Origin of the sequence: Halocatena marina (assembly GCF_023276375.1) — an archaeon.
Lineage (GTDB): Archaea > Halobacteriota > Halobacteria > Halobacteriales > Haloarculaceae > Halocatena > Halocatena marina.
Genome location: NZ_JALLPK010000001.1, coordinates 2,164,085 through 2,190,782, shown reverse-complemented (window position 1 = coordinate 2,190,782; position 26,698 = coordinate 2,164,085). Strand labels below are relative to the sequence as shown.

The window sequence follows — 26,698 nt, the reverse complement described above, 5'->3', positions numbered from 1 at the left end:
CCTTATTGTTTGACCGAGCCGGAAAGGATGCCTTTGATGAAATACTGCTGTAGGAAGATGAACATCAGGAAGATGGGAATGATGCCCAGCGAGGTTGCGACCATGATCTGATCGAAGTACACCCGTTGCTGTCCGACGAGCTGTGCCAACGCGATCGGTATCGTGAACATCGCCTCTTCTTGGAGAATAACGAGTGGGTAGAGAAATGCCTGCCACTGGTTGAGGAATAAGATGATTGCCAAGGCGGCCAACGATGGGATCATCGTCGGCAGCGCGATCTTGTAGTACAGCTGGAACTCCGTCGCGCCGTCCATTCGAGCCGATTCGAGCAACGCGTCGGGGATTGCTTTCATGTTCTGTCGCATCAGGAAGATTCCCAGCGGGTTCGCAGCCCACGGAAGAATCACAGCGATGTACGAGTTCGTCCACCCAACCTGCGTCATCAACAGGAACAGCGGAATGATGAGCAACTGGATCGGAAGGACCAGCGTTGCTAGGATGAAGTAGAACAGCGGTTCTTTGAACCTGAATTCATACTTTGCGAAGGCGAAGCCAGCCATCGAACAGAGAATGAGCGACAGCACCGTGTATGAGACGGCGATAACGAGGCTGTTGCCGATGCTCCGGACGAAGTCAACGTTCTCCTGTAACGCCTGGAAGTTCTCGAAGTAGTGCAATCCTGGGATGAGGCGTGGCGGCCACGAGAAGAACTCTGATTGCGGGATCGTCGCCGCAACGATCATCCAGTAGATGGGGATTATCATGAGGGCTGTGATCGTCAACAAGAATATGTAGCCCCCGAATCTCCACAGAGCCTCTTGCTTGGTTTGTTGGCGCATTATTCTGCCCCTCCGTATCGAAGCTGGATTATCGACATGACGCTCACAAGAACGACGAGCGCAACCGAAACCGCACTCGCGTATCCGAGATTCAACTGGATGAATGCTTGTCTATAGATGTACTGCACAATCGTGATGGTCGCATTCGATGGACCACCACCGGTGATGACGTACGGTTCGGCGAATATCTGGAACGTCCCGATCGTCGAGGAGACGACCACGAACAGCAGCACCGGCCGAAGCTGCGGCAGTGTCACGAATCGGAACTTCTGCCACTGTGTCGCGCCATCGACTTCCGCGGCCTCGTACAACTGTTCTGGAACGGTCTGAAGTCCGGATAGGAGGATAATCATGTTGTATCCGAGCCAGCGCCACGTGACGGCAATGACGAGCGTGATCCGTGCCCACCAGGCGTCACCCAACCACGAAATCGTCCCGATCCCGATGCGTTCGAGGGTGTAGTTGATCAGGCCGATGTCGCCGTTGAACAACAGAAGAAAGATCGTCGAGTATGCGACAAGTCCCGTCGCAACAGGGAGGGCGATGATCGTCCGAAACAGGCCTTTGGCTCGGATGAACTTCGCGTCCAGTACGAGTGCTGTTGCGAGTCCGAGTCCGACCATCAACGGCACCTGAATGAAGAAGATAAATGAGGTGTTAAAAAGGGACTGATGAAAAAGCGAATCCTCGAACAAGAGGCGTTGATAATTACTCAGTCCGACGAATTCCAGATCAGCGATCTGGGGGATCGTTATCTCAAGGATTCCGATTCGAGCTGTTAGCAGGATCTCATTGGAGGCCCCGAGGTAGTTGAAGAACGAAAGATAGAGCGTGTACACTGTCGGGAATAACAGGAACACCGCAAAGAGAATAAAGAACGGAGAGATGTACAGCTGCGGAAGCATTGGGATCTCCGGAACAACAGCAGAGACGTCTTGTCGTCGATAGCGAAACTGGTCGGCGACCCGCCGATAGGCATTCGAAGAGCGTAGTTTAGCTTGAATCGTGCTCAGAACCATGGATGCAGTTGTCTTTCGGCGTGAGGTGGTTCACATCGATGCTGATGGCTTCGCTTCTGTCGGTTGCGTATCGAGACATTTCTAACGGCCACTCCGTACCTGTCCAGAGAATCGGTCCGACTAGCAGACGAAACTATCTCAGCCCCCCGACGTTCTCGCCTGAACAATATCCGATGCATAGTGGTTTTCTTATTTCCTACGAGGATGCTCATTGTCTTGTCACAGATTACGTCCACATACCAGAGGATGCAGTCTCTATGCCACTTTCCTGCCGGTTCGGTCGGCAACAGTCTTCGCAGCTTTTTGTACGGCTTGTTTGGGTGATTTCTTCCCATCCAGCATCCGACCCAATTCGGTATTGAGCGCGTCCTGAACCTCCGGTGTGTCGATCGTATAACGGTAGGGCTCGATCTTCGTCGCCACGTCCGCGAACAGACGGAAGATGGGTTGGCCGTCGTAAAAGTCAAGCTTCTCGTCGTAAATGTCGGCATCATACGCGGTTGTCAGTGACGGGAAGAGGCCGTATTCTTCGAGCATCATATTCTGGACCTTGGGTGTCGTCATCGAGTATTCAATGAAATCCCACGCACGCTCGACAACCCCTGTGTTGTCAATCTGGGCAGGAATCGCCATATTCGAACCACCGCGATTCGACGCTCGGGTTCCACCCTTCTCGAATGCCGGTAACTTGTAGACGCCCCAATTCCCGGCCGTGTCTGGAAGCTCCGCCCGGAGCGTCCCGTCCATCCAGGCTGCCGTTGGAATCGAAGCGAGCGTGCCATTAGCGAATGAAGTGAACCATCCCCCGGACCACATCTCTATTCGTTTCGCGATGCCAGCTTCTTTCATGTTCTTGATCAGCTGGGCGGCACGAACACTTTTCTCGCTATTGATGCTCACCGCACCACTCTTGGTGAACGGTTGTCCACCGAGTTGGCGAAAGAGCATTCGCCACAGCTGGGGAACATCCTGTGTCGGGATATTTATCATCGCAACGTTGTCCGGCAGATTCTGTCCGGCCTCGATGAAGTCGTCCCACGTGCTGAGAGATTTCGGATCGATACCGGCTTTTTCGTAGACGTCTCGTTTGTAGAACACACCGGTTGGACCGATATCCCACGGGAACGCGTAATCCTTCCCGTCTACGTTCACCGTCTCCCACTTCCCATCGACGATGTCCTTTCGGACATCCGTATCGTCGATCCGGGCAGTGAGATCGTGGAGACCGTTTTTACTCCCGAATGCCGTCACGTCGTAGTTCTGGATCGCAGAGAAGTCGGGAGCGCCGCTTCCACTCGTGATTGCGGTCTGGAACCGCTGCTCCCACCTACTGTCCCCAAGTTCTTCGACAGAGATCTCGGCACCTTTCTCCTTGTTGTAGGTTTTGGTGGCGTCACTGAGTGCTCTGGCAGCGATATTCCACGCCCAGCCGTTGGCTGAAGATGCCATCTTCGGTGAAGAATCACCACCAGTTCCACCGCTTCCGTTGCCGGATCCACCACTTCCACTATCGCTTTCTCCTCCGAAATTGACACTGCACCCCGCCAAGCTGGTTACGCCGGTAATCCCGAGAACCTGCAACAGCTGTCGACGGCGTACGCTAGGGTCTGAAGAGCCCTCCATTGCTAACTCACCAGATTATTGGTTAGGTGGTTTATTAATATTCCGATGAAAGATTGTGACAGTATCACGTAGTGGGTAAAGAACCAACGCTTGAACGGCAGATCTGTTCGATAGTCTCTCGTTCTCTCACGCTATGACGACCATCTATCCGATGGTGCTCCCTCCCACGTCGTTCGATCTATCTCTGAACGGGAGCTCACTTTCAATCCTGAGAGATTGTTACCACTCGGCGATACTGCCATCTTCGTGTCGCCAAGTGGGATTATGCCAGTTGACGGTCTTTTCGGCCTGTTTCCGGACGTACTCTTCATCGATGTCGATACCAAGCCCTGGACTATCCGGAATCGAGACGTACCCATCCTCGTACTCGAACACTGTTGGGTCTTCGAGATAGTCGAGCACGTCGGTCGTCTCGTTGTAGTGGATGTTCAGGCTTTGCTCTTGAATGAGTGCGTTCGGTGTGCAGGCATCAACCTGCACACACGAAGCGAGCGCTATCGGCCCGAGGGGACAGTGTGGTGCAAGCGCAACGTCGTACGCTTCGGCCATTCCTGCGATCTTCTTGACTTCAGTAATCCCGCCAGCGTGAGAGAGATCGGGCTGAATCACGTCGACGGCACCGCTCTCGAAGATCTCTTTGAAGTCCCACCGCGAGTACATCCGCTCGCCGGTTGCGATCGGAATTGTTGTGTGTGCTGCGATGTCTGGAAGGGCGTCGTTATGTTCGGGGAGGACGGGCTCTTCGATGAACATTGGCTCGTACGGTTCCAGTGCTTTTGCAAGACGCTTGGCCATTGGCTTGGTAACCCGACCGTGAAAGTCGACACCAATATCGATACTGCTACCGACGGCATCCCTAACCTTTCGTAGTCGATCAACCGCATCTTCGACGGTTGCCGGATCATCGACGCGCTCTAACTCTTCAGTCGCGTTCATCTTCAATGCTGAAAAGCCAGCCTCGACCGTCTGCTTGGCTTCATCGGCCACTTCGGAGGGCCTGTCACCGCCGATCCACTGGTACACCCGGATCCGTTGGCGTGCTGCGCCTCCGAGCAGTTCGTAGACGGGTGCTCCGAACTGCTTGCCCTTGATATCCCAGAGTGCCTGATCGATGCCAGCAATGGCAGACATCAGTATTGGTCCGCCACGGTAGAACCCACTGCGATACATCGTCTGCCAATGATCTTCGATGGGATCGACGGGTTCACCAATGAGATAGTTATTCAGTAGCTCCTCGACAGCGGCCCGAACCGTATGGGACCGCCCTTCGACGATCGGTTCTCCCCACCCGACACTTCCATCGGACGTTTCAACGCGCAAGAACAGCCACCGTGGTGGTATTTCGAACAGTTCGTAGTCGATGATTTGATTCATTTTTGTATCTCTTGTTGAGTGGATCGACGGCTGGTTTCATAGTTTTTCGGAAAGTATACCGACGAACGCACACCGTCCGTCCCTGACTCAGTGGGTCCATACTCCAGATGGACGAATGAGATTCGAACGCCTACCCTCTCCTGTGATATCTGTTCTCTATCAGTGAACGAAAATTCGTGTGTATCGTGTGATTTGCCAACGAAGGTCGAAATATGCCTCATTTCGACCGCTATCGCTCAAGCCGTTTACTAATAGCGAACGATTTTTAACTACACAATGCATTGTGCCATCATGACACAAAGCAAACCCTCGATACAGTCGACCGAGACGTGTTTTGCGATTATTGAGCAGATTCAGTCCAACGGCAGTGCTGGCATCAGCGAACTCGCCCGGAACGTCAATCTCTCGAAGAGTGCCGTCTATAAGCACGTTCAGACGCTCTTGCGGCTTGGATATCTCGTCCGGCAGGGTGATGACTACTATCTCAGTCTTCGATTTTTGCTACTTGGAAGACAAGCTTACGACAGACTTCCGCTTGAGGTCTTAAAAAGTGTCGTAACCCAACTTGCAGAAACCACGGGAAACACAACACATTTCGTAGCCCGAGAGAACGACCACGCGGTCTATGCGCTTCAAATCACGCCAGACGGAGATGATTCTGTAGAACGATCTGAGGGAAAAGTCGCGCCGATTCACGCAACTGCTGGGGGTAAGGCAATCTTCGCTTTTCTCGATGCCGAAGAACAAGACCGTATTATCGAGAAGACCGGTCTGCCAACGTTCACGGATAAGACGATCACCGATCGCTCAGAACTCAAAGCGGAACTGCAGTCGGTACGTGATACGCGAATCGTATTCGACCGTGAAGAGTTCGTTGAGGGTATCCAGAGTGTCGCGTCACCGGTTCTTGATAGCGGTGGGTCTCCGATAGGATCGGTGAGTGTGACCGGTACTGTTCAGTATATGTCCGGCAAGCGCCTAGAAGAGGATGTCGTTGGGCTGGTGATCTCCGCTGCAAAGAGCATTGAAAAGGAAATCAGAACGGCATAATCGTTCGCTAATACGAATTTCTGTTTTACAATGACTGTCGCATCTGCTGTCTAAATTAGACTATCTGGACAAGTATTGTAGACAATGTGTCACAAATACTATATTGGTGTCAACGTTTCTCAAAGGGCGTTCACTAATAGTTAACGCAGTTTATTCGTTTATCTGTTCGCTTGAGATGGACGGACACAGCTGATTCACTACGTCGGCTACCGTCCATTGTGTGTTACTTTCGAATCGCGTCAGTCGCTGTTGGTTTGAGGCGGCTCTAATCGAGTGGTACATTCACCAAAAATGCATCGAGACAACTGGTTGAATATCGAAGCTCTTCCTGAGAAAACGCCTCTGTTCTATAGCTAAAAATCATACTATCGCACTGTGCCTTCCTGTCTCACTAAGGTAGTTACAGCAGTACTGCTGTAATTCCGTTTCTTGCTTTGTATTTCCATGTTTATCGCCATGTCACTTTCTTTCTGGCTATAATTTTAATATTGTATTACTAGGTATCTATGAGTGTAACAGATAGGAGACGTGGGATAGTTTTGATCACTGTGACATGGGTTCGAACACATATATTCGTTGTAAGTAATTGCCCATATCAAATCAGAATTTCTACTATTATTCGACTCGCTATTTGATGGTACTATGTATGGTGGGGGATGATCGGAGAATTCAGCTACCCGCCTGAGTAGAGTGAGTTCAAAAAATGACTATTCAGAGGATACACACACTCAATGGCCCATATTCACCCTCGGTTGAATGATCAAGGCCATTTGACTCAATGTCGTTGCTGGACGCCTCGTTCACAGTTTCAGCTACTCTGAAACATCAACTGCTCTACTATGAGTTACTACTTATTTCTTCAAATCACACCACGTCGAATCATACTGTTGCATCATTTGAGCATTCAAGCTTTAGTATGGCCCTGAAAATTCTCTCCCGAGCCTCTACACAACCTACTAGCTACGAGAGAGTTTTCGATTGCTCTATACGTTTCATTGCTCTTTCTTCGACGTCCTGCTTTGGTTGTGACAGCGAGGATTTGTCAGTTCATCACTATAGATGTTCGACACTAGTGATGATTTATACTGGTAGTCAATAGACTACTATTCCAGAGATGATACTGATGAACGAAGAAAAGACTGGAACACTCGATATGGAGACTGTGTGGGCTCGCCACTCCAATCCAAAAAGTGGCTGGAGTCGATTGTTCGCTGGGTTTGTGATCGTTGCTGCCCTCTATCACCGTAAGTGGCGGATGGTTGGACTAACCGTTCTGTTCATGATAGTCAATCCGGTGGTGTTTCGAGAGCCGACTGAGAAATCAGATGATTGGATGTACAACGTCGTACGGGCAGAAGAACGCTGGACGAACGACGGAAACCGGCTCGTAGGACGTGGCTATCCTCAGATTCTCAACACTCTGAGTATCCCTACCATGCTATGCGGCCTCTATTTTGCGTATAAGCAGAAACCGGTCTTAACAGGGGTTTTCACTCTCGCTTCGATGGGACTCAATCAGTGGTGCATGAAGGAAATCATCGATCACTACGAGGAACTCGATTCGCAGTGATCGATTCTAACTGAACGATCTCTGCCACAGTCTGATAACAGGTATTCTATCGATGCATCGTGCTCGTTGTTCCCGGTCTACCGTTCGGTAAGGGGGCGTGTACTTTCTCAACTATGTATCGAGTGCAGAATCGCACTCCCGATTCTGAGTTCTACAGTGTGAACAAGCCACTAAAATGTAATTTAATGTTTTTAGAAACAATTGGTAAAACAAACGGCGTTGATTGTTCAGACATGCAATCCACGCTCGTCAACGGCGTTCTCGAATCGTTACGGATCGGCGTCGGGTTCCTGTGGACTGCCGCATGGGCGATTATTATGGGACTCATCATTACGAGTTTCGTTCAGGTCTACGTCTCGAAAGATCGAATGGCGCGGGTACTCGGAGACGAGAATCTCAGTGGACTCACGAAGGCAACGCTGTTCGGTGCCGCGAGTAGTGGCTGTAGCTTCGGTGCTGTTGCAATCGGTAAAGGACTATTCAAGAAGGGCGCACACGTGGTGAACGTCCTCGCGTTTATGTTTGCCTCGACGAATCTCATCGTCGAACTCGGGTTGATGATACTGATTCTTTTAGGGTGGGAGTTTCTCGTGGCTGAACTTCTCGGTGGCCTCATCCTCATCGCGGTGATGGCGCTGATCGTTCACCTAACACTTCCCGAAAACCTCTTCGAGGAGGTTCGTGAAGAACTCAATCAGAGCGAAGACGATCGAGGCATCACAGAAGATCCAACCTGTGGCATGGAGGGCTCCGATGAGTATTCTCTCGTGACCGACGGCGGTGAGACGCTGAAGTTCTGTTCTGCAGGGTGTCTCGAAACGTACCAGCAGGCGGTCGCCAGCAGCGGTAACTGGAAAGACGAACTGTTGTCCTGGGGTGGATGGTACAAACTTGGCAATCAGTATCGCAAGGAATGGTCGATGATTTGGAGTGATATCATCGCGGGCTTTCTCATCGCTGGATTCGTCATCGTGTTCGTGCCCCAACGGGTCTGGAACGCGCTGTTTCTTCGGGGAACGGGCGTCCTCGTGACCGCCGAAAACGCGATCATGGGTGTGACGATTGCTGTCATCAGCTTTGTCGGCAGCATTGGGAACGTCCCGTTCGCTGTTGCTCTCTGGAGCGGTGGGATCGGCTTTGCGGGCGTCATTGCATTCGTCTATGGTGACCTCATCACGATTCCCGTTTTGAACGTCTATCGCAAGTACTACGGCTGGAGAGTAATGCTCTACATCCTCTGTGTGTTCTTCGTGACGATGGCGTTCGTGGGATTTCTCATGGAGCAACTGTTCGCTATGCTTGGTATCATTCCGAACCTCGCAGGGGGTCAGACAGCAACTGAGCAGACGTATTTCGAACTCAACTATACGTTCTATCTCAACGTGATCGCGTTCGCCGTTTCTGGCTTTCTCTACTACGTCTACCGGCGTGGGCTCGGTGCGCCAGGTCAGTACCGTGACCCTATCTGTGGGATGCGGACGGACGACGATAGCCTCAGTGTCACCTACGGTGGTGAAACGTACTATTTCTGTTCGAGTACCTGCAAGCAGGTGTTCGAGGACGATCCCGCCGAGTTTGTACGCGGCTCGTGATTGCGATCACACTCAGCGTTGACGTCCTCAACGACTAAATAATAGTTTCCGTACTATCACGATCTGGTACGTATTTAGAGGGCGTGTTATCAGTATGCTTGAACTGGCAAGCGAGATTCACAACAAGCAGCCAAATCTAGCAAAGACAACGGCGATCTCTCCCGAGACAAGGCTACGGTCGAGAGAATAATCCCACACCGATTCATACCAATGCTCCCGCAACACGCATTTACGAACATAGTCCAACGTTCAGTAGCACCGAAATGGTTGATCGATATCGGTCTACAACTCGAACAGGCCTTCGCACCAGTCAGGGAGCTTCTCAAACCAGTTCTGTCGAGTCCGGCTGTGTTCGGACTCTGGATACTGCTTGTAATCTCATCGACAGTCGTTCTCTGGTGGGATATTAGGAAACGCAATCAAGCACTCCCATCGATGATGAAATTCGTCTGGACGCTGACCGTGCTGTACTCTGGACCGCTCGGACTCGCAATCTACTGGTATACTGGCCGAACACAGATCAGTCGTGATTCGTTCTGGCGGCGTGGTTCGCGTTCGACTAGTCACTGTTATTCGGGGTGTGGCGCGGGCGAGATCATTGGTATTACCCTCGCACAGGGTATCTTCGTGGTTAGTACGCTCTGGGTAGTGCTGATCACCTTTGGCTTTGCGTATCTCTTTGGTTATGCGCTCAACGTGGGCCCGCTCATGCAAGAAGGTGAGAGCTTCGTTGAAGCTGCTACCGATGCAGTCCTTAGCGAAACTCCGAGTATCACGGTCATGGAGATTGCGGCGATCGGTACGGACCTATTGTTGGCAGGAACTGCCGGGATGGGAAGCGCACTGTTCTGGATGTCGCTTGCATTCTCCCTGTCTGTCGGGTTCATCGCTGCCTATCCGGTCAACGCGGGTCTGATCACGTTGGGCGTTAAAGAAGGCATGATGAACCCACGAGAAATGGGTTGAAACAGCTCTGGATATGTTGGTGGACGTCAGTCACAGTCTCTAGAAACAGCTTTTCGAAGTCTTCCCCGAATGAATTGAATGGTGTCTGCCAGTCAGACTGTTGTCTGCATCTCCAGTGACTCACACGTGAACTATACACCGACAGACACCGTGTGTCCGTTGCTGCGTTGGCTCACAGCAAGGGATCTTATCGAAGTCTCCCGAGTAGCTCGTAGTCGTGCTCCGGAGAGTAGCGTCTGAATAGCAGGCTATTTGCCAGCACCGAGACCGACGAAAATGCCATCGCACCCGCGGCAAGTACCGGTTGCAGGAGCCCCAACGACGCGAGTGGGATCATCGCCGTGTTGTACCCGAGTGCCCAAAAGAGGTTCTGTGTGATCTTCTGGAGCGTACCATCTGAGATACGGATGGCTTTCACGACATCGAGTGGATCGTCGCGCATCAAGGTGATGTCTGCCGTTTCGATAGCGACGTCGGTTCCCGAGCCGATCGCTGTCCCGACGAAGGCCGTCGCCAGCGCAGGCGCATCGTTGACGCCATCACCAACCATCATCGCTCTCTTTTCCTGCGATTGAATCTCATCGACGACGGTGGCCTTTTCTTCCGGGAGGACTGATGCGCGAACGTTCTCGGGATCAATTCCGACTTCCTCGGCAACCGCCCGCGCGGTACGCTCGTTGTCGCCAGTGATCATGCGAATCTCGATACCGCGCTCTATGAGCGCGGTTACAGCCTCTTCTGCGCTCTCTTTCACTGTATCTGCGTTGGCCACGATTCCAATGAGCTCACCGTTGAGTGCAACGAGCATTGCCGTCTTTCCCTCGCTTTCGAGTCGCTCGAGATCCTCTTCGACGGGCGAGGGATCAACATCGTTCTCGCGCATGAGCTTGCGGTTGCCAACGAGCGCCTGACCGGCACTGAGCGCCGCTCGAACGCCGTGCCCCGGCACGTTCTCGAAATTGTTCGGAGATTCGATATCGAGACCACGCTCGTTAGCTCCCTCGACGATTGCCTGCGCGAGCGGATGTTCCGATCCACTCTCAGCGCTTGCAGCCACTCGGATGACACGATCCTCGAAATTCACCGGCTCTTTGAACATCTGCGCGCCGCCGTCAGTCACTGGCGTCTCACCATCTCGGGTTGGATCGAAGGCTACCACGTCAGTGAGCTTCATTTCGCCTTCAGTCAGCGTCCCCGTCTTATCGAACACCACTGTATCGATGTCTTTTGCCCGTTCGAGGATGTCACCACCTTTGAAGAGGACACCGTTTTGCGCTCCAATCGACGTTCCGACCATCGTTGCCGCGGGTGTTGCGAGGCCAAGCGCACACGGACACGCGATCAGGACAGCTGAGGCGAAAACCACTAGCGCGAACTCGAAGACGGAGACGGTTCCTCCCGCTGCTACCGGTCCGCCCGCGACGAGTCCCCACAACGGCAGTGCGGAGACGATGCTAGCGAGTGTTGCGGGGAATGCGTACCACACACCACCCCACAGCAGTGCGTTCACAATCACGATCGGGACAAAATACGCCGAGATGCGGTCAGCGAGGTTCTGAATGTCAGGTTGGCGACTTTGTGCTGCTTTCACTGTCTGAACGATTTGTTGGAGCGCTGTGTCGGCACCGACTTTCGTCGCTCTGACGACGAGCAGACCGTTCTCATTGATGGTCGAACCGACGACATCGTCTCCCTCAGATTTCTCGACCGGGACACTCTCTCCCGTGATCATCGACTCGTCGACCGCGCTTTGTCCGTCAACCACGATGCCGTCTGTCGGGATCTTTCCCCCTGGTCGGATCTTCATGTGATCGCCAACTTCGACCGCATCGAGTGGAATCTCCTGTTCTGAGCCGTCCTCGCTGATGATGGTTGCAGTATCGGCTTCCATTTCGAGGAGCTGCTGGAGCGCCTTGCCAGCTTGCCCCTTCGCGCGGGCTTCGAGATAGTTACCAAGCGTGATGAACACGAGGATCAGCGCGGCTGTATCGAAGTAGAGACTTCCCGCGATCAGCCCCAACAGAACCGCAACCGAGTAGAGATACGCGGTCGAGGAGCCGAGCGCGATCAGCACGTCCATATTTGCGGTCCTGTTCTTGACGAGCGCGTTGTAGGAGTTCGTGTAGAACGACCAGCCGAGGACGACCTGTATCGGGGTTGCGAGCAGGAATTCAACCCAGCCAAACTCGACTCCAAGAACCGTCTCGGGGAGTATGCCCCCACCGAGCAGGAATCGTTCGACGAGGAACGCGATCAACGGAAGGGAGAGCGCTGCTCCGAACAGCGTGAGACGTCGTTGCCGACGGATTTCCTTGTTTCGTGCGGCGTCACGCCGTTTGGAGCCATCCGCATCACGAATGGGAGAATAGCCGGCGTTCTCGATTGCATCGTATAGCTGCTGGTGTGTAACGCTTGCTGGGTTGTACGCGACCGTCGCCTCGTCGGTCGCGTAGTTGACCTCAGCTGAGAGAACTCCGGAGACGTTCTTGAGAGCTGCTTCATTCGTTTCGGCGCAGTTCGAACACGTCATATCGATGATCCCGATAGACGTCGAAGTACGCTGTGCGCTGTATCCTGCGTCCTCGATCGTTGCGTAGATTTCCGTGAGTGATGTCTTTTCGGGGTCGTATTCGATGGTTCCTTCATCCGTGGCGGCGTTGATGTTCGCTTCGCTTACGCCGTCGAGAGCTTGTAGGGCTCGCGTTATTGTCTGTGAACAATTGGCACAGCTCATCCCCTGGATCTCCAGCTGTGTCCTCCGTTGACTCATTGTTTCTCTTTAAGGGAGGCTCCTTCAATGGCTTTGTCCTTGTGATTCCTCTACGTTTCGGACCCGATACCTTGAGATTTAAGGTAAATCAGATGGTTTGTTTAACTCGCTGTCTTCTCATCCGGTCGCGACGTACTTTGAAATTGGATCATTCACACGACGGACAGAGCAAGCGTCTCTCCGTTGTTCTCCATGTTTCAGAAGTAAGTTGGGATAGTATGAGTCACCTTCAGATCTGAACTCGGCTGATATATGCGTCTTGGTTTGACCTTTACAGATGTATGGATGTAATCTATAAAAAGAACGTGGGATAATTTATCACTGTTTTCTCCTCACTTACCACTCGTGAACAAACATCGCTGAAACAGCCATCTCCTGTCTGGAGAATTGTTCGCAGTGATGAAGTCAGCCTTCGTTCGGAAGGTGATGTTCGTAAAAACCGCATCTGCACTGGTTTGACTTGTGCCGCTCGACGGCACACACAGACAGATCGGGGATTCTGTAGTATTCTATTATACATTACAAAGATTGAGTGCTATTTTCAGATTGATTTCGACGTGTTCGATGCCTTCCCCGACCTCATTGAACAGAATTAATTATACTTATTTTGATTACACTGTATCGGTTAAAGCAGTAGTCAGCTGTAATCTGTAGAGGGAGATATCGACGTAGGAATGTGTGCTTTCGGTTCTGAAATTAACCAATATCTGCATATCTGTCGTTTTTCACTGCAATTTTATCATAAAATACTGGTGAATCGGGTGTTAGCGTGCTGAAAATCGACTGTATGTACAATAGATTCTAACTGCATAACAGGGACATTAGATAGAGCGGCGATACTGACTATGTGATCATCATTGGTCCCATTTTCGGAATGTGAGTGTGGGTGCTGTAATCTTCTGAATTGTAGGAATGTCATCGAAACATTATTGGGTTTCATATAATTAACTCAATAATATTGCTATAAAAGGTGCAATTACTTTCATCTACCAATCTGACTGACCAGAACGCTCGCCGATCTCACGAGCCACGTAAGTAGGTCCGACGTTCATAACGCAAAACGAGCTCGCTCGATTCTTCGGCTTTTCGAACGGATACCAGATACGACAACGACTCGGACGATCTACTGTGAGAAATCGGATCGTTCGTAGTCGGGATCGAACATCTGTGCTGACATCGGTGCCGGGTCGCCGTCTGTGATGTTATACTGCGAAAAGTCCTCGACACCGGCTTCACGGAGGATATCCTCGTCGTAGACGGTGTTGCCAGTGAACTGTTCCGGATCGCGGCGGAGGATCTCGAGCACCGCATCAGACACGATATCGGGCGAGCGCCAGTCGTCTTCAGTTCCCATTCCGAAGTATCGCGTTGCGCGCGTATCGATTGCGGTCACTGGCCAGAACGCATTGGCTGCAATCCCATCGGATTTGAGTTCGCCAGCGAGCGATAGCGTAACGAACGTCATCCCGAGTTTCGACCACCCATACGCGGCGCTTCCAGGTGATCTGTCTTTTGTTACCGGTGGTGCGTTCGTCAGAATGTGGCCGCCACCGATCTCCTTCAGATGCGGAATGAACGCTCGGGAAGTGAGATACGTCCCACGAACATTGACATCTGTCATCAGATCGAATCGGTTCGCGGGCATGTTTTCGACAGGAGACAGCTGAATGGCGCTCGCGTTGTTGATGACAATGTCAATCTCACCGAAGACGTCGATTGCCTCCTCTACAGCGGCCGAAACGGTATCTTCATCCCGGAGGTTTAGCTGAATGGCGTGTGACTCAACTCCGTTGTCTTCACACTCTTGGGCAGTCTGATGGATGGTTCCCGAGAGATCTCCGTCCTCTTCGACCGTCTTCCCAGTCGAAACGATATTACAACCGGCTTCTGCGAGACCGAGTGCGATTCGTTTGCCGATCCCTCTCGTCGTTCCTGTGATGAATGCGGTTCGACCGCTCAAATCGGGCTTGGACACCATACGTATCTCTCTCAGCGTCCGCTGGCATAAGTGATGGGAACCTAACTCGTCACCCCCCGTGTCAATCTGCTCTTTAGATATCGGAACGACAACACTGCATAGCGCAGACCAAGTAAGGAACGATCTGATCAACTCATTCGAAGGCTCCCGTAATCGGACACCGAATAGCGATCCGTTCTATTCGCCGGTAAACTCGGGATCGCGCTTTTCCATGAACGCCATTGCGCCTTCACGGTGGTCCTTGGTTTCGAAGACAGCGGCCTGATGAGCAGCTTCGCGGGTCAGCGCTTGATCGAGCGACTGTTCAAGTCCCTGATTGAGCGCGCGCTTTGAGGTTTCGAGCGCGATGGTCGGTCCCTGCGCGAGTTGTTCGACAAAGTCGGCGGCGTGTTCTTCGAAGTTCTCTTCGTAAACGTGATTGATGAGTCCGATCTCTTCTGCGCGATCACCCGTAAGGAGTTCACCCGTAAACACGAGCTCTTTCGCGGTGTTTATCCCGACGACTCGGGGAAGGAGATACGACGTGCCGGTATCAATCGCGAGTCCAACCTGCTGGAAGCCAAATCCGATCTTCGCGTCTGCACTACCGAGTTGAATGTCGCACGCGATTGCGAGATTCGCTCCAGCACCGAACGCAGCGCCATCGATTTTCGCAACCGTCGGGAGATGGCACTCGTAGACGCGTTGGATAGCGCGACTCGTCTTCTGATGAATGCGCCGAACAGCCTCATACAGTTCGGCGGAGCCGCTCATCAGCTCTGCCATTGCATTGATGTCTCCTCCAGCGCAGAACGAGCCGCCGCTTCCCGTTATAACGACGACGCGGGCATTGCTCTCCTCAATCGTTCGTATCGCGTCGACGATACCGGTCGATACCTCTTCGCTCAGTGCGTTTCTCGTGTCGGGACGGTTCAGCGTGATGGTTGCGATTCCGTCCTCGATGTCGAGCACTACTGCATCCTCGCTCATTGCGTGATCGGTGTTGCGAAACGTGATAATTTCTTCGCTCTACAGAACGTGATGAGTAGCAGTCTCTCAGACCCGTTCGATTATGGTGGCAATTCCCTGTCCGAATCCGATACACATCGTCGAGAGTGCGGTCGTTTTGCCCGTGCGTTCGAGTTCGTGAGCGAGCTTCGTCACGAGTGCAGCACCGGTTGCTCCCAGCGGGTGCCCGTGAGCGATTGCACCACCGTTGACGTTGGTCCGCTCCCAGTCTGCACCGGTTTCTTCGAGCCACGCGCAGATGACCGAAGCGAACGCCTCGTTCACTTCGAACAGGTCGATATCGTCAACAGTCATGTCGTTTTGATCGAGTATCTCTTGTGTCGCCGGAATCGGTCCGGTGAGCATCGTGACGGGATCGACGCCAACGACGTGACTGTCGACGATCCGGGCCATCGGTTCCCAGCCGTGCTCCGCTGCGGTCTCGGCGCTCGCTACTAACAGTGCTGACGAGCCATCAACGATACCGGAGGAGTTGCCTGCGTGGATGACGCCGTCGTCCGAACGAAACACCAATGGGAGGTTCGAGAGCACCTCTTTCGAGGTGCTTGGACGAGGGTGTTCGTCCTGCTCAACCGTGATGGACTCTCCGTCGAGTTCGGTTTCGACAGGCGCAATTTGTGAGTCGTAGTGACCCGCTCCCCACGCCTCACCCCACCGGTGTTGAGAATCGACAGCGATTTCATCGACGTCGTCCCGGGTGAATCCCCACTGTTTGGCGATGCGTTCTGCACCTTCTCCTTGTGTGGTGAGTTCATCGAACTGCTCGAAGTAACTCTCCGTAACGGAACTACCGTCCGAACCCATTGGCACGCGGGACATGTGCTCGACACCGCCCGCAATGAGCACATCGTGCATTCCCGACTGTATCTGACCAGCGGCGAAATTGAGCGCCTGTTGACCGGAGCCACACATCCGGTTCAACTGAACACCAGGAACTCCGTCACCCCAGCCGGCGACCATGGGTGCGAGCCGCGCAATATTCAGCCCCTGCTCGTCAATCGGTGTCACACAGCCGTAGATTACGTCTTCGATCACCTCAGGATCGAAGCCAGCTCGTTCTTCGAGCGCCAACAACGGCTCGGCTGCAAGATCTTGTGGATGTGTGTCGCTGAATGCCCCGTTCTGCTTGCCGAACGGCGTCCGAACGCCATCAATAATGACTGCTTCTTGCATGTCGATACCAGATAGTACGTGTAGATGAATTAAGTAAATTGTCATACAACACGGAAAATATGGTCGGTTACCGTGTGATTCTCGAATCCAAGAGCTTCTCGCAGGAACAACGTGTTCTCTGATCCAGATCTCTCCACCAATAAATTTCATCAATTGGTGCCCTCGTACAGGGGTGACAGTCCTACGTTTGTCATGGCTGTTCTGTTTAACGCTGTACAACCAAATTTGAGTGAATTGGTACCTCGTTCCAATCGAATTTTGAGTACGAAGATGATGTCTATTCTGTGAGTGAGATACACATAAGAAATTGAAGGGCGAAACTACAAACCTTAGACGTATTGGACACTCGACGATGAATAATTATACTATAATACTTTTGTTGTACACCATAGCACGACCGTAATAGCCTGTGGCTGTTGAACTCGGATGCCAATCGGGAGATGATTAGAGGTGGGATGAGACAGTGTACACAATAATGAGGCAAAGGCATGCTTTCAGCAAAATTCTAATCTATCTATCTCGAAACACCTCTTCTCAAGCCAATGATAGCGTGATAATCTCCAAATATTGTATAAGATAAATTAGATAAAGTGAAATGTATGTTCTATTATTTTTGTTGGGTAATGCGGTGATTGATTGCGGTGGCAGAGACTGAATGATTATTTCATATAACTGGTATTAACACTATACAGATGTAGGGTAGTGTGGGATGAACTCAGGACAGACAAGAATGTCATCTTGCTCCAGTATCCACGAGTTGTATATGAGATATATAATTCCATACATTTAATACATTATTGTTGTGTATTGGATGTGATTGGTCTAATATAGCTTTCGATTCTATATGACCTGTATATGAGTATGCGGTAACAAAAAACTGAATTATTTGTTATGGATAGTAGATATATTGCATAATGGCGTAGGCATTATGAATGTACAAATGTACAATAAGTAGTTTAATCACACTTAATTGGTATGTGGATTTTACCATCCACAAAACGTATGATGGATTCAATACGATACTCTACGACAACACATGCAGAGACAATCGACTCGTCGGAGGTTCCTTACAACGGTTGGTGTCGTAGGAACTGCCTCGCTTGCTGGCTGCTCGAACATCACTGGCGGTGGGAGTTCATCGAAACAGCCCACAGCATCTCCTCAGCCAACCCAGACGAGCAGTAACGAAACCACATCTCCCGGAACGGACGGAAATGGCAGTAGCAACAATAACGACTCATCCACTCGCGGGACAGCAGTCGATGATTTTGAAGGCGATGTCAGTTCTCGTTGGGGGATCAGTTACGGCAAGTATACGGTCACGAAACAGGACGCGTTTCAGGGCAGCCAATCGCTTGTACTGGAACCGAAGAAGAACGCGGAAAAACCGGTCGCAAAAATTTTTAGATCGTTCTATCCGGATGCGCTGGATCTCAGCAAACACGATCTCTCGCTTGCGGTGAAGGTAAACAAGCCAAAAGACATCAAAATAGCCGCAGAAATCATCGCGCCCGCCGAGAGCTCCATGCTCACAGCGACTCGCTATATTCCGCTTGAGCTAGACGGGTGGGTTCGCTTCGATCTCGGGTACACTAGCAAGAGGGGTGAGCCCGTCATGGACAATGTTTCGGAAGTGCGCCTCCAGATTGGACCGATCGATGACCAATTTCAGGTGTTGGTCGACGATCTTCGCACGTTCCCAAAGCCAACGAAGGGCAAGGTGATGTTCCAGTTCGACGACGGTCACATCTCTGCCTACGAAGAAGCCTACCCGATTCTGAAAGAGAACGGCTGGCCCGGCTCCGTGGGTGTCATTCCTGACGCCGTTAATGCACAAGACCGGGTGACTGACCAGATGATGAAAGAGATGGGCAATGCGAACTGGGATATGATCGCTCACGCGAGCGAGCTCCTCCCGAATCTGAAAGAACAGGAACAACGCCGGATCCTTCAGCAGGCTCAACAGTACCTCAAAATCATGGGCTTTAAAAAGGGTGCACGTCATTTCGTTGCCCCGTATAACCGAGTGAACGAGGCGACGCTCAGTCTCATCGATGAGCTCTTCGAGACGGGCTATCTGTTCGGCGCCTGTCCCAACAACGCACAGCACCCGAGCAACCCGAGTTTCATCTCTCGGGTACAGGGCACTGATATTCGTGGGACCCGACGAGTGCTCGACATTGCAAATGAGTTCAACCAGCTTGCTGTCGTCTCCTACCACGCCATCGGTAGCGGCGACGACGCCCTTTCGGTGGACGCCTTCGAAGCGATCGTCGATCATGTCGAAAACACGGATCTGGATGTCATCACGCCCTCACAGCTTGTCGATGGGAAAGGCTGGTAGGGTACTGATAACGAGAATTTTAGTGCAACACATACCGTGTACAGTTGGCGTCTCCCGACGATCGTAATGAGTAGACTATCGGACACAAAGCCCGTATCGAGAGTGATCTCTCCTGCTATCGGTTGTCTTATCCGCTATCTCTGACAAAGCGCATCCCTAAACGCCGCTCTCGCATGGGTAATAGCACTAATAGTTGTGTCATACAATTTGATGACAATAGCTATACGAAATCGACGCCTCCACCATGTACAATCAGCGCCGAACGCACGAATCAGACGATCGTTTCTCGTATCGTATCACGGTTGTGCGTCTCATATAGCAGCGATAATAGCTTCATTTGGATAGCTGTGACATGACTGGCCGCAACACAGACTTACAACCACAGTGGAGACTCCTCTATATGAACACAACCGTGAGGGTGTTATGAATACAGTCGAACGCTGGAAACAGGAAAAACATCCACTTGATGTCATCGATGACGTTCGTGAGTACGCTGCCGGAGAACTGACGTTCGATGAGATCGAAGCCCGTGCCGGAAAGGGCGAGTGGGAACGCCTGAAGTGGGCAGGATTGTACACGCACGGACCGCATGAGGATTACTTTATGCTTCGTACGAAGGTTCCTGGTGGATACCTTACGCCGGAGCAGGCAGAGGTCATCGGCACAGTCGCAGAAGAGTTTGCAACCGCCCCCGACGAGTTCGGTGGACACGAGCAAAACGAACTGTGGGGCGATGCGTTCCTCGACATCACGACCCGACAGGACATCCAGATGCACTGGATCGAAATCGAGGATATCCCTGAGATTTGGGAGCGATACGAGGCCGTCGGACTCACGACGGTTCAGGGCTGTGGTGACGGTGCACGAAACGTTCTCGGTTGTCCGACTGCCGGTCTCGATGATCACGAGTGCTTTGATGCCCAGCCAGTTGTCGAGGCTGTCTCGGAGTACTTCACGGGGAACCGTGAGTACGCGAATCTCCCCCGGAAGTTCAAAATGACGATCACTGGCTGTCGAGAGGACTGTGCCCAGTCACAGATCAACGATGTCGGATTGACGCCGGCAAAAAAGCAGATTGACGGGGAGTGGTACTACGGCTTTCACGCCCGCGTCGGTGGCGGTCTCTCGGATGGGCCACGGATGGCCTCTCGTCTCGATGTTTTCATCCCTCCCGAGGACACGATCGAGTTCTGCCGTGCTGTTGCGCAGGCGTTCAAAGAGTTGGGTGACCGCCATAACCGTGGCGTCTGCAGAATGCGATATCTCGTCGAGCAACTCGGCCCCGATGCGTTCGAAGACGCTATTCGGGAGCGATGCTCGGTCTCATTGCGCAAGACGGGCGTCGATCTCACCGACGGGTACACCGGTGATCACGTCGGCGTTCACGAACAGAAACAGGACGGACTCTCGTACGCCGGCTTCAACGTCATCGCTGGACGGATGGGCGGTGACGAATTCGCCGAAGCTGCCCGTGTGGCCAAACGGTACGGTACCGACGAGGCATCTGTCCGACTCGCAACCGACCAGAATTTCATCATCACGCACGTGCCAGACGATTCGATCGATGATCTCGTTTCCGAGCCGTTCGCCGCCGACTATCAGCCCGACCCCGGTCCGTTCGCTCGCGGTGCAGTCGGCTGCACCGGGAGCGAGTTCTGTAACTACGGAATTATCGAAACGAAAAAGCGCGTGAAACGATGGGCTCGGGTCTTGGATGAGCGCATCGAGACCCCAGACGATCTAGCGGTCGTTCGCATGCACATGAGCGGGTGTTCTGCTTCGTGTGCCCAACCGCAAATTGCGGATATCGGATTTCGTGGAGAGACGGTCAAACTCGACGAATCGGACGAGAGTAGCAACGAGGAAGGAGACACCATCGTCGAAGGAATGGACTTCGGTCTCGGCGGGAGTCTCGGCGGAGACAACGCGTTTCTCGATTGGGTCGAGACAGCTGTCCCGACAGACGCTGTGATTCCGGCTCTCGAACAGCTATTCTCCGCTTACGCCGAGGAACGCACGAACGGTGAACGCTTCTACGAGTGGTGCAGACGGGTGGACAACGATCAGCTCAGATCAGTCATGCAACGGGCTGATGCCACTGTTTCCGGGGGTGTGGCACATGGCGACTGATCGAACCCAGAGCGAATCCTCGAAAGCAGACCAATCCCAGCCGCTTCCGAGTGTGCCTGCGGTTGAGGACACCGAGGACGTCCACGTTCCGCCGGTGAATACACCGGTCTCGGGTGATCGTGCGACCGAGGACGATCACAGCGTGAAACCAATCACGTACCATCAGGCTCCGCACTCATCGTCTCCATCACATTCGTCATCGCTTTCACACGTTTCCACGACCGAGTGCTGTGCGGATGGCTGTACTTGTACCTGTACCGGTGATTCACCGAACGCTGAGAGCAATCACACTAGATCCACGTCGGAACCGGTCGCAGACGGTGGCACCGTTCCCACGAACGTCAGTCCGGACGGTACTCTAGAAAATATCGAGTTCACGCCGCCGGTGGAGAACACCAGTCAAGACGTTGACGATGGATCACCGGCCGAACGCGTCGGCGTTCCCGACGGAACCACACTTGACACCCCGAACTACAGCATCCGCTCGGAGATGAACGACATCGAGACGCCGGATGAGAAGACGTGGTTCATGGAACTCGACGAAGCGGTCGTGCAGGCGGATCGATGCATCCAGTGTGGGACGTGCGTCGCTGCCTGTCCTTCCGACTCCATCGGAATCGGTGATGACGGGCTGCCAAAGCTCGTGAAGATGTGTACCGGCTGTTCTCTGTGCTGGGACTTCTGTCCACGGGGTGGTCTCCGGTACGAGCGCCAGTGGAAGATCACCGGCGGCGAAGACAACGTGAAAGGAGCGGGCGATCCAATCACGGAGTTCTCAGCGAAAGTGGACGACGCGTGGCGCGAAAATGCCCAAGACGGCGGCGTCGTCACGAGCGTCCTCATCCACCTGCTCGAAGCAGGCGAGATCGACGGTGCACTCATCGCCACCGAATCCAATGCGGAGCCGTGGAAGGCCGAATCCTTCCTTGCGACGACGCCGGACGAGCTGATCGAGAACGCCGGGAGCTTCTACAACCAGACGATGGCGCTCGGAAATCTCAACGTAAAGCAGTGGGAGGACAAACTTCCGGACAAATCGTGGGACGAACTCTCGTTGGCGCTCGTTGGAACGCCGTGTGAAATCGAAGGCATCCGCGCGCTTCAGGATTTCGAGTGGGACTACCAGTCCCAGAACGCGGGTGTGCGAGCGATCGACTACACGATCGCGTTGATGTGCACGAAGAATTTCAATTATTACAAACTCATCGGCGAGCAGCTCTCTGAACAGCGGAGCATCTCTCCAGACGAGATCGGGAAACTCGACGTGCTCCACGGGAAGATGATGGCTTATAATCAGGAAGGTGAGATGATTCTCGAAGAGGATGTCGAACAGTTCCACGACGCTGCGCTCAAAGGCTGTGATGAGTGTGCGGATTTCTCCGGGTTCTGTGCCGACCTGACCGTGGGGTCGGTCGGGAGCAGCGAAGAGTATTCGAGCGTCATCATCCGGACCGAACAAGGGATGAAGGCGTGGGAGATCACGAAAGACGACCTCGACTTTCACGACCTCGAAGACCGGAGCGCGATCGGGAAGCTCCAAGGCTGGGACAAAAAGAAGGCGTTCGACTCGCTCGAACGTCCGTTCGATCCCGATGCACCGAGATTCATCGACTACACTGATCACGCCGAACAGTACGACACCGAACTCAACCCTCACGATGCGGCTCACTGAATTCAATAATAGCTCTGATTTGACAGAATCTCGCTTCAAAATTCGGTCGTTGGCGCTGCACGGTGTACGGGGGATGTAGCAATCGCCCCACCAGTGTCTAGTACTTGTTAATTATATCCTACAGTTTGATTCGATCGCTTCTACGTATCGAAATTGACAGTGCTATATACATTCATTTAATACAATTTCTTGATGTTTTTGGATACAAACCGAAATCACTATGGGGCAGTTGACATTGTTTGCTACCGATGAATCCTATACCACTGCAACCATCAACGGATGTCATTGCGAACATCCAAGGGCAGATGATTGAGGCAATCATAACGTTCGTTACCTTCGTCGTCGCGTTCGTAGCGCTTTACTACGTTTCAAAGCGGCTGTTCAAGCACGGCGTTCAGCAAGGAATGCAGTCTCGTGGCGTCAACGCCACTGTTATCAGCCTCTCAGTGAGCGTTGCGGAGGTGCTTGCGTTACTCGTTTCGGTCGCGGCAGCATCGACCATCGCCGGATTCGAAGTGGTGATGGCTGCGTTTGCAACGCTCTCCAGTGCGTTGGCGCTGGCAATCGGTTTTGCCGCCCAAGATCTCATCAGCAACTTCGTCTCTGGCATCTTCATTCTGCGCGACGAGCCGTTCCACGTCGGTGACTGGATCGAGTGGAACGGCATGAAGGGTGTCGTGCGCGAGATCCAACTCCGAACCACGAAGATCGAGACGTTCGACAACGAGGTAATTACGGTCCCGAACTCCGATCTCGCTAACAATCCGGTCACGAACCCCGTTTCGAACGACACGCTCAGGCTCCCGTTCCTCTTTGGCATCGGGTACGACGACGACATCAAGCAAGCAAAACGCATCATCGTTGAGGAAGCAAAGCAGATTGATGGAGTCCTCAGCAACCCCGAACCGTCCGTTAGACTCACCGAACTCGGCGATTCGTACGTTGGTCTTGCTGGCCGAGTCTGGATCGGCAACCCCACCCGAGGCGAATACGTCCGCGTTCGATCTGACTTCGTCGAAGCGGTGAAAGAACGCTTCGATGAGGAAGGCATCGATATCCCGTACCCCTACACGGAACTCACTGGTGAGGTCGCTGTCTCGGAACTGGCCGACACCCCGTTGGTCGACCAGCGAGATCCTGTGTCTGGGTAGTAATCGAATCCCTCCGTTTTCTGTGCTGTTCGACAGGTGTGCGTCACTGCACATCGGCGACCGTATCTCTCGTTTCGATATTTTCTCCACATCTGCCACAACGTAATTATCGTCTCCCTCTCTTTGTGGTGCTATGCGTCTTGGATTGTTGCTGCCACCGTTCGGGGTCGAGTCGACGGAATTCGCGCACAACGCGGAATCGCTTGGATACGAGTCACTCTGGATACCTGAGCTGTGGGGTTCGAGTTCGGTCGTTCGCTTGGCCGAACTCGCTGTTTGTACTGACGACATCGAACTCGGCACTGCTATTTTGAACGTATTCTCACGAACGCCCGCCGTCCTCGCCATGACTGCTGCCACGCTTGATCGACTGTCCGATGGTCGATTCACGCTTGGTGTCGGGACAAGCACACAGAAAGCCGTTGAGGATCTTCACGGGATGTCGTTCGAGAACCCAGTGCGGCGCGCACACGAGACCATCGAGCTGGCGAGGGCCTATCTTGGAAGCGAGCGCGTCTCATACGAGGGACAAGTCTTCCAGACTGCTGACTTTCCGTCGCTCGGTGTCGACGTACCCATCTACCACGCTGCACTCGGCTCGGCGAACCGGCGCGTCGTTGCCCGACTGTGTGACGGCTGGATACCACACAACATTCCGTTCCCCGAACTTCCAGAATCGTTCGAGTATATCGCTGAACACGCAGACAGCGCGGGACGCGACCCTTCCGCTATTACCGTCGCTCCGTACGTTCCGGCGGCGGTGTCGGACGATCCTACAGAGGCACGTGACGCGATACGGGGACACATCGCCTACTACGTCGGCAACGGTCGAGGCTACGAACGGGCGGTCGCCACACAGTTTCCGGAGAAAGCTGAACGCATCGCACGGGCGTGGCGCGATGGCGACCGTACAGCGGCCACATCAGAAGTTACCGACTCAATGCTCACGGCGCTCGGTGTCGCTGGTACGCCCGAGCAGGCCCGAGCGCAGTTACGAGAACTCCTATCGATGGATACCATCGACCGTCCGATGCTGACGATCCCGAACAACGCGACGGAACTCGCAGATCAGACGATCGAAGCCCTCGCACCCACAGCACTGTGATCGGCGTGGTCTCAGTGTATGGTCTCCTCTCGGAGCAGTGAGCGGTCAAGATCGGTAACGGTCGTCTGTCCGGCGTTCGAGAGCGTGAGATCGAGATCCGCGCGGATGTTCGTGAGTACTTCACGGACGCCATCTTCACCGCCCAGTGCCAGTCCGTACGCGAAGGGTCGGCCGATGCCAACGGCATCAGCCCCAAGCGCGAGCGCTGTAACAACATCCGCACCAGAGCGAACGCCGCTATCGAAGAGCACGGGAACGCGGTCACCAATCTGATCGGCAATCCCCGGAAGAGCATCGAGTGCACCGATGGCTCCATCGACTTGTCGCCCTCCGTGATTCGAAACGATGACGCCGTCCGCGCCGTGTTTGATTGCCAGCTCCGCGTCATCGGGGTGAAGAAGTCCTTTCACGACGACCGGGAGCTCAGTCATCGAACAGAGATCCGAGAGATCGTCCCACGTGAGCGTCGGATCACCGAAGATATCGAGGAACTGCTGGATAGCACGGTCCTCGTTTTCCTCGGGTGGGACATCGAGCGACGCGCGAAACGCGGGATCGGTGAAATAGTTCGCAAGCCCTTCCCCGTCGAGCATCGGGAGATACCCCTGCTCGATGTCGCGTTCGCGCCAGCCAAGAATTGGGACATCGACAGTGACTACGATGGCATCAAATCCGGCGTCCGCCGCTCGCTCGATGAAGCTTTCAGTGATCGACCAGTCGGAAGACCAGTACAACTGGAACCACTTTGGCGTCTCGTCTAGCTCCGCAGCGATGTCTTCCATCGGGTAGGAAGCGACCGAACTCAGAGACATCGGGAGCGTGAGATCGCTCGCGGCCCGCGCGGTCGCACGCTCTCCGTCCTCGTGAATGATCGTCTGGATACCAAGCGGTGCGATCATCAGCGGTACGTCCCACGTCTGTCCGAGGATGTCGACGTGGAGGTCACGCTCGCTCACGTCGCGCCCCATCCGTGGGACGATACGCCAGTTAGCAAACGAGCGGCGGTTCTCTGTCACCGTGTCCTCGCTACCAGCACCGCCAGCAACGTACCCAGCTGCCCGGTCGCTCATCGCTTCGATGGCGTCCCGTTCGAGCTCCTCATACCGGACAGGGATATCGGGACGCTGATCGGCGAGCATCCCCATCGCGTAGACGTCCTGCTGGCGGTGTTGACCGTACAGTTCACTGGGATCCTCGACCATGTCAGATCCCTCGGGTTAACACAATATAACAAACAGGATCTGTGTGTATTTTGTTATGTACTATGGTGTGCATCTGTCGTATTGGGGAGACTGCATCGAGTTGTGCTGTCATATTCGTCGGGGCGGTACTGT

At 53.3% G+C, this 26,698-nt stretch carries 18 protein-coding genes; 9 read left to right on the top strand and 9 right to left on the bottom strand.

Features of this window, described 5'->3' with window-relative positions; genetic code table 11:
* Positions 1-2 precede the first annotated feature (2 nt).
* From MW898_RS09855 to dgoD, 4 genes are all read right to left on the bottom strand, one after another.
* Positions 3-839 (bottom strand): carbohydrate ABC transporter permease, encoded by an 837-nt coding sequence (locus tag MW898_RS09855; protein WP_248906776.1) that lies wholly within the window; start codon positions 837-839, stop codon positions 3-5.
* Entirely contained in the window at positions 839-1,858 is a 1,020-nt protein-coding gene (locus MW898_RS09850) for a carbohydrate ABC transporter permease (RefSeq protein ID WP_248906774.1), read from the bottom strand. The genes MW898_RS09855 and MW898_RS09850 overlap by 1 nt, the downstream gene beginning before the upstream one ends.
* Before the next feature lie 255 nt (positions 1,859-2,113).
* Positions 2,114-3,481: an extracellular solute-binding protein gene (locus tag MW898_RS09845; RefSeq protein WP_248906772.1), complete on the bottom strand. Its 1,368-nt coding sequence runs from the start codon at positions 3,479-3,481 to the stop codon at positions 2,114-2,116.
* A gap of 219 nt (positions 3,482-3,700) precedes the next feature.
* On the bottom strand, positions 3,701-4,855 hold the full coding sequence (gene dgoD / locus MW898_RS09840; RefSeq protein ID WP_248906770.1) for a galactonate dehydratase: 1,155 nt from the start codon (positions 4,853-4,855) through the stop codon (positions 3,701-3,703).
* Positions 4,856-5,146: 291 nt separating this feature from the next.
* Between dgoD and MW898_RS09835 the strand changes: the two genes are divergently transcribed.
* From MW898_RS09835 to MW898_RS09820, 4 genes are all read left to right on the top strand, one after another.
* A complete protein-coding gene (locus tag MW898_RS09835; protein WP_248906768.1) occupies positions 5,147-5,905 on the top strand; it encodes an IclR family transcriptional regulator in 759 nt (252 codons plus the stop codon).
* Positions 5,906-7,028: 1,123 nt separating this feature from the next.
* A complete protein-coding gene (locus MW898_RS09830; RefSeq protein WP_248906765.1) occupies positions 7,029-7,475 on the top strand; it encodes a DUF6653 family protein in 447 nt (148 codons plus the stop codon).
* 233 nt (positions 7,476-7,708) lie between these two features.
* Positions 7,709-9,067 carry a permease gene (locus MW898_RS09825; protein ID WP_248906763.1) on the top strand — a complete coding sequence of 453 codons (1,359 nt, stop codon included), beginning with the start codon at positions 7,709-7,711 and terminating at the stop codon, positions 9,065-9,067.
* Positions 9,068-9,277: 210 nt separating this feature from the next.
* The gene (locus tag MW898_RS09820) at positions 9,278-10,033 is read left to right on the top strand and encodes a DUF4396 domain-containing protein (protein ID WP_264383039.1); all 756 of its coding nucleotides are present in this window, start codon (positions 9,278-9,280) and stop codon (positions 10,031-10,033) included.
* Positions 10,034-10,220: 187 nt separating this feature from the next.
* Here MW898_RS09820 and MW898_RS09815 read toward each other — a convergent pair whose 3' ends face one another.
* From MW898_RS09815 to MW898_RS09800, 4 genes are all read right to left on the bottom strand, one after another.
* The gene (locus MW898_RS09815) at positions 10,221-12,803 is read right to left on the bottom strand and encodes a heavy metal translocating P-type ATPase (RefSeq protein WP_248906759.1); all 2,583 of its coding nucleotides are present in this window, start codon (positions 12,801-12,803) and stop codon (positions 10,221-10,223) included.
* Positions 12,804-13,926: 1,123 nt separating this feature from the next.
* Positions 13,927-14,781, bottom strand: a complete 855-nt coding sequence (locus MW898_RS09810) for an SDR family oxidoreductase (protein ID WP_248906757.1) — start codon at positions 14,779-14,781, stop codon at positions 13,927-13,929.
* 177 nt (positions 14,782-14,958) lie between these two features.
* Positions 14,959-15,750 (bottom strand): enoyl-CoA hydratase/isomerase family protein, encoded by a 792-nt coding sequence (locus tag MW898_RS09805; protein WP_248906755.1) that lies wholly within the window; start codon positions 15,748-15,750, stop codon positions 14,959-14,961.
* Between the two features lie 66 nt (positions 15,751-15,816).
* Complete coding sequence (locus MW898_RS09800; protein WP_248906753.1) at positions 15,817-16,962, bottom strand: thiolase family protein; 1,146 nt, start codon at positions 16,960-16,962, stop codon at positions 15,817-15,819.
* A gap of 1,036 nt (positions 16,963-17,998) precedes the next feature.
* On the opposite strand from MW898_RS09800, the gene MW898_RS09795 reads away from it, so the two are divergent.
* From MW898_RS09795 to MW898_RS09775, 5 genes are all read left to right on the top strand, one after another.
* Entirely contained in the window at positions 17,999-19,306 is a 1,308-nt protein-coding gene (locus tag MW898_RS09795; RefSeq protein WP_248906752.1) for a polysaccharide deacetylase family protein, read from the top strand.
* A 423-nt stretch (positions 19,307-19,729) separates the two neighbouring features.
* The gene (locus MW898_RS09790) at positions 19,730-21,436 is read left to right on the top strand and encodes a nitrite/sulfite reductase (protein ID WP_248906750.1); all 1,707 of its coding nucleotides are present in this window, start codon (positions 19,730-19,732) and stop codon (positions 21,434-21,436) included.
* Positions 21,426-23,108 (top strand): Coenzyme F420 hydrogenase/dehydrogenase, beta subunit C-terminal domain, encoded by a 1,683-nt coding sequence (locus tag MW898_RS09785; RefSeq protein WP_248906748.1) that lies wholly within the window; start codon positions 21,426-21,428, stop codon positions 23,106-23,108. Before MW898_RS09790 ends, MW898_RS09785 begins: the two co-directional genes overlap by 11 nt.
* A 248-nt stretch (positions 23,109-23,356) precedes the next feature.
* Positions 23,357-24,259, top strand: coding sequence for a mechanosensitive ion channel family protein (locus MW898_RS09780; RefSeq protein ID WP_248906746.1), 903 nt, complete (start codon positions 23,357-23,359; stop codon positions 24,257-24,259).
* Positions 24,260-24,392: 133 nt separating this feature from the next.
* Complete coding sequence (locus MW898_RS09775; RefSeq protein WP_248906744.1) at positions 24,393-25,364, top strand: LLM class flavin-dependent oxidoreductase; 972 nt, start codon at positions 24,393-24,395, stop codon at positions 25,362-25,364.
* 11 nt (positions 25,365-25,375) lie between these two features.
* Here the strand turns inward: MW898_RS09775 and MW898_RS09770 are convergent, their stop codons facing one another.
* The gene (locus tag MW898_RS09770; protein WP_248906742.1) at positions 25,376-26,566 is read right to left on the bottom strand and encodes an alpha-hydroxy-acid oxidizing protein; all 1,191 of its coding nucleotides are present in this window, start codon (positions 26,564-26,566) and stop codon (positions 25,376-25,378) included.
* Positions 26,567-26,698 lie beyond the last annotated feature (132 nt).

Bases quoted from the DNA above. Each gene is read 5' to 3' on its own strand.
- MW898_RS09780 (WP_248906746.1), top strand. From the start codon at position 23,357: ATGAATCCTATACCACTGCAACCATCAACGGATGTCATTGCGAACATC.
- MW898_RS09795 (WP_248906752.1), top strand. From the start codon at position 17,999: ATGCAGAGACAATCGACTCGTCGGAGGTTCCTTACAACGGTTGGTGTC.
- MW898_RS09855 (WP_248906776.1), bottom strand. From the start codon at position 839: ATGCGCCAACAAACCAAGCAAGAGGCTCTGTGGAGATTCGGGGGCTAC.
- MW898_RS09850 (WP_248906774.1), bottom strand. From the start codon at position 1,858: ATGGTTCTGAGCACGATTCAAGCTAAACTACGCTCTTCGAATGCCTAT.
- MW898_RS09800 (WP_248906753.1), bottom strand. From the start codon at position 16,962: ATGCAAGAAGCAGTCATTATTGATGGCGTTCGGACGCCGTTCGGCAAG.
- MW898_RS09845 (WP_248906772.1), bottom strand. From the start codon at position 3,481: ATGGAGGGCTCTTCAGACCCTAGCGTACGCCGTCGACAGCTGTTGCAG.
- MW898_RS09775 (WP_248906744.1), top strand. From the start codon at position 24,393: ATGCGTCTTGGATTGTTGCTGCCACCGTTCGGGGTCGAGTCGACGGAA.
- MW898_RS09825 (WP_248906763.1), top strand. From the start codon at position 7,709: ATGCAATCCACGCTCGTCAACGGCGTTCTCGAATCGTTACGGATCGGC.
- MW898_RS09810 (WP_248906757.1), bottom strand. From the start codon at position 14,781: ATGGTGTCCAAGCCCGATTTGAGCGGTCGAACCGCATTCATCACAGGA.
- MW898_RS09835 (WP_248906768.1), top strand. From the start codon at position 5,147: ATGACACAAAGCAAACCCTCGATACAGTCGACCGAGACGTGTTTTGCG.
- MW898_RS09790 (WP_248906750.1), top strand. From the start codon at position 19,730: ATGAATACAGTCGAACGCTGGAAACAGGAAAAACATCCACTTGATGTC.
- MW898_RS09785 (WP_248906748.1), top strand. From the start codon at position 21,426: ATGGCGACTGATCGAACCCAGAGCGAATCCTCGAAAGCAGACCAATCC.
- dgoD (WP_248906770.1), bottom strand. From the start codon at position 4,855: ATGAATCAAATCATCGACTACGAACTGTTCGAAATACCACCACGGTGG.
- MW898_RS09770 (WP_248906742.1), bottom strand. From the start codon at position 26,566: ATGGTCGAGGATCCCAGTGAACTGTACGGTCAACACCGCCAGCAGGAC.
- MW898_RS09820 (WP_264383039.1), top strand. From the start codon at position 9,278: ATGCTCCCGCAACACGCATTTACGAACATAGTCCAACGTTCAGTAGCA.
- MW898_RS09830 (WP_248906765.1), top strand. From the start codon at position 7,029: ATGAACGAAGAAAAGACTGGAACACTCGATATGGAGACTGTGTGGGCT.
- MW898_RS09815 (WP_248906759.1), bottom strand. From the start codon at position 12,803: ATGAGTCAACGGAGGACACAGCTGGAGATCCAGGGGATGAGCTGTGCC.
- MW898_RS09805 (WP_248906755.1), bottom strand. From the start codon at position 15,750: ATGAGCGAGGATGCAGTAGTGCTCGACATCGAGGACGGAATCGCAACC.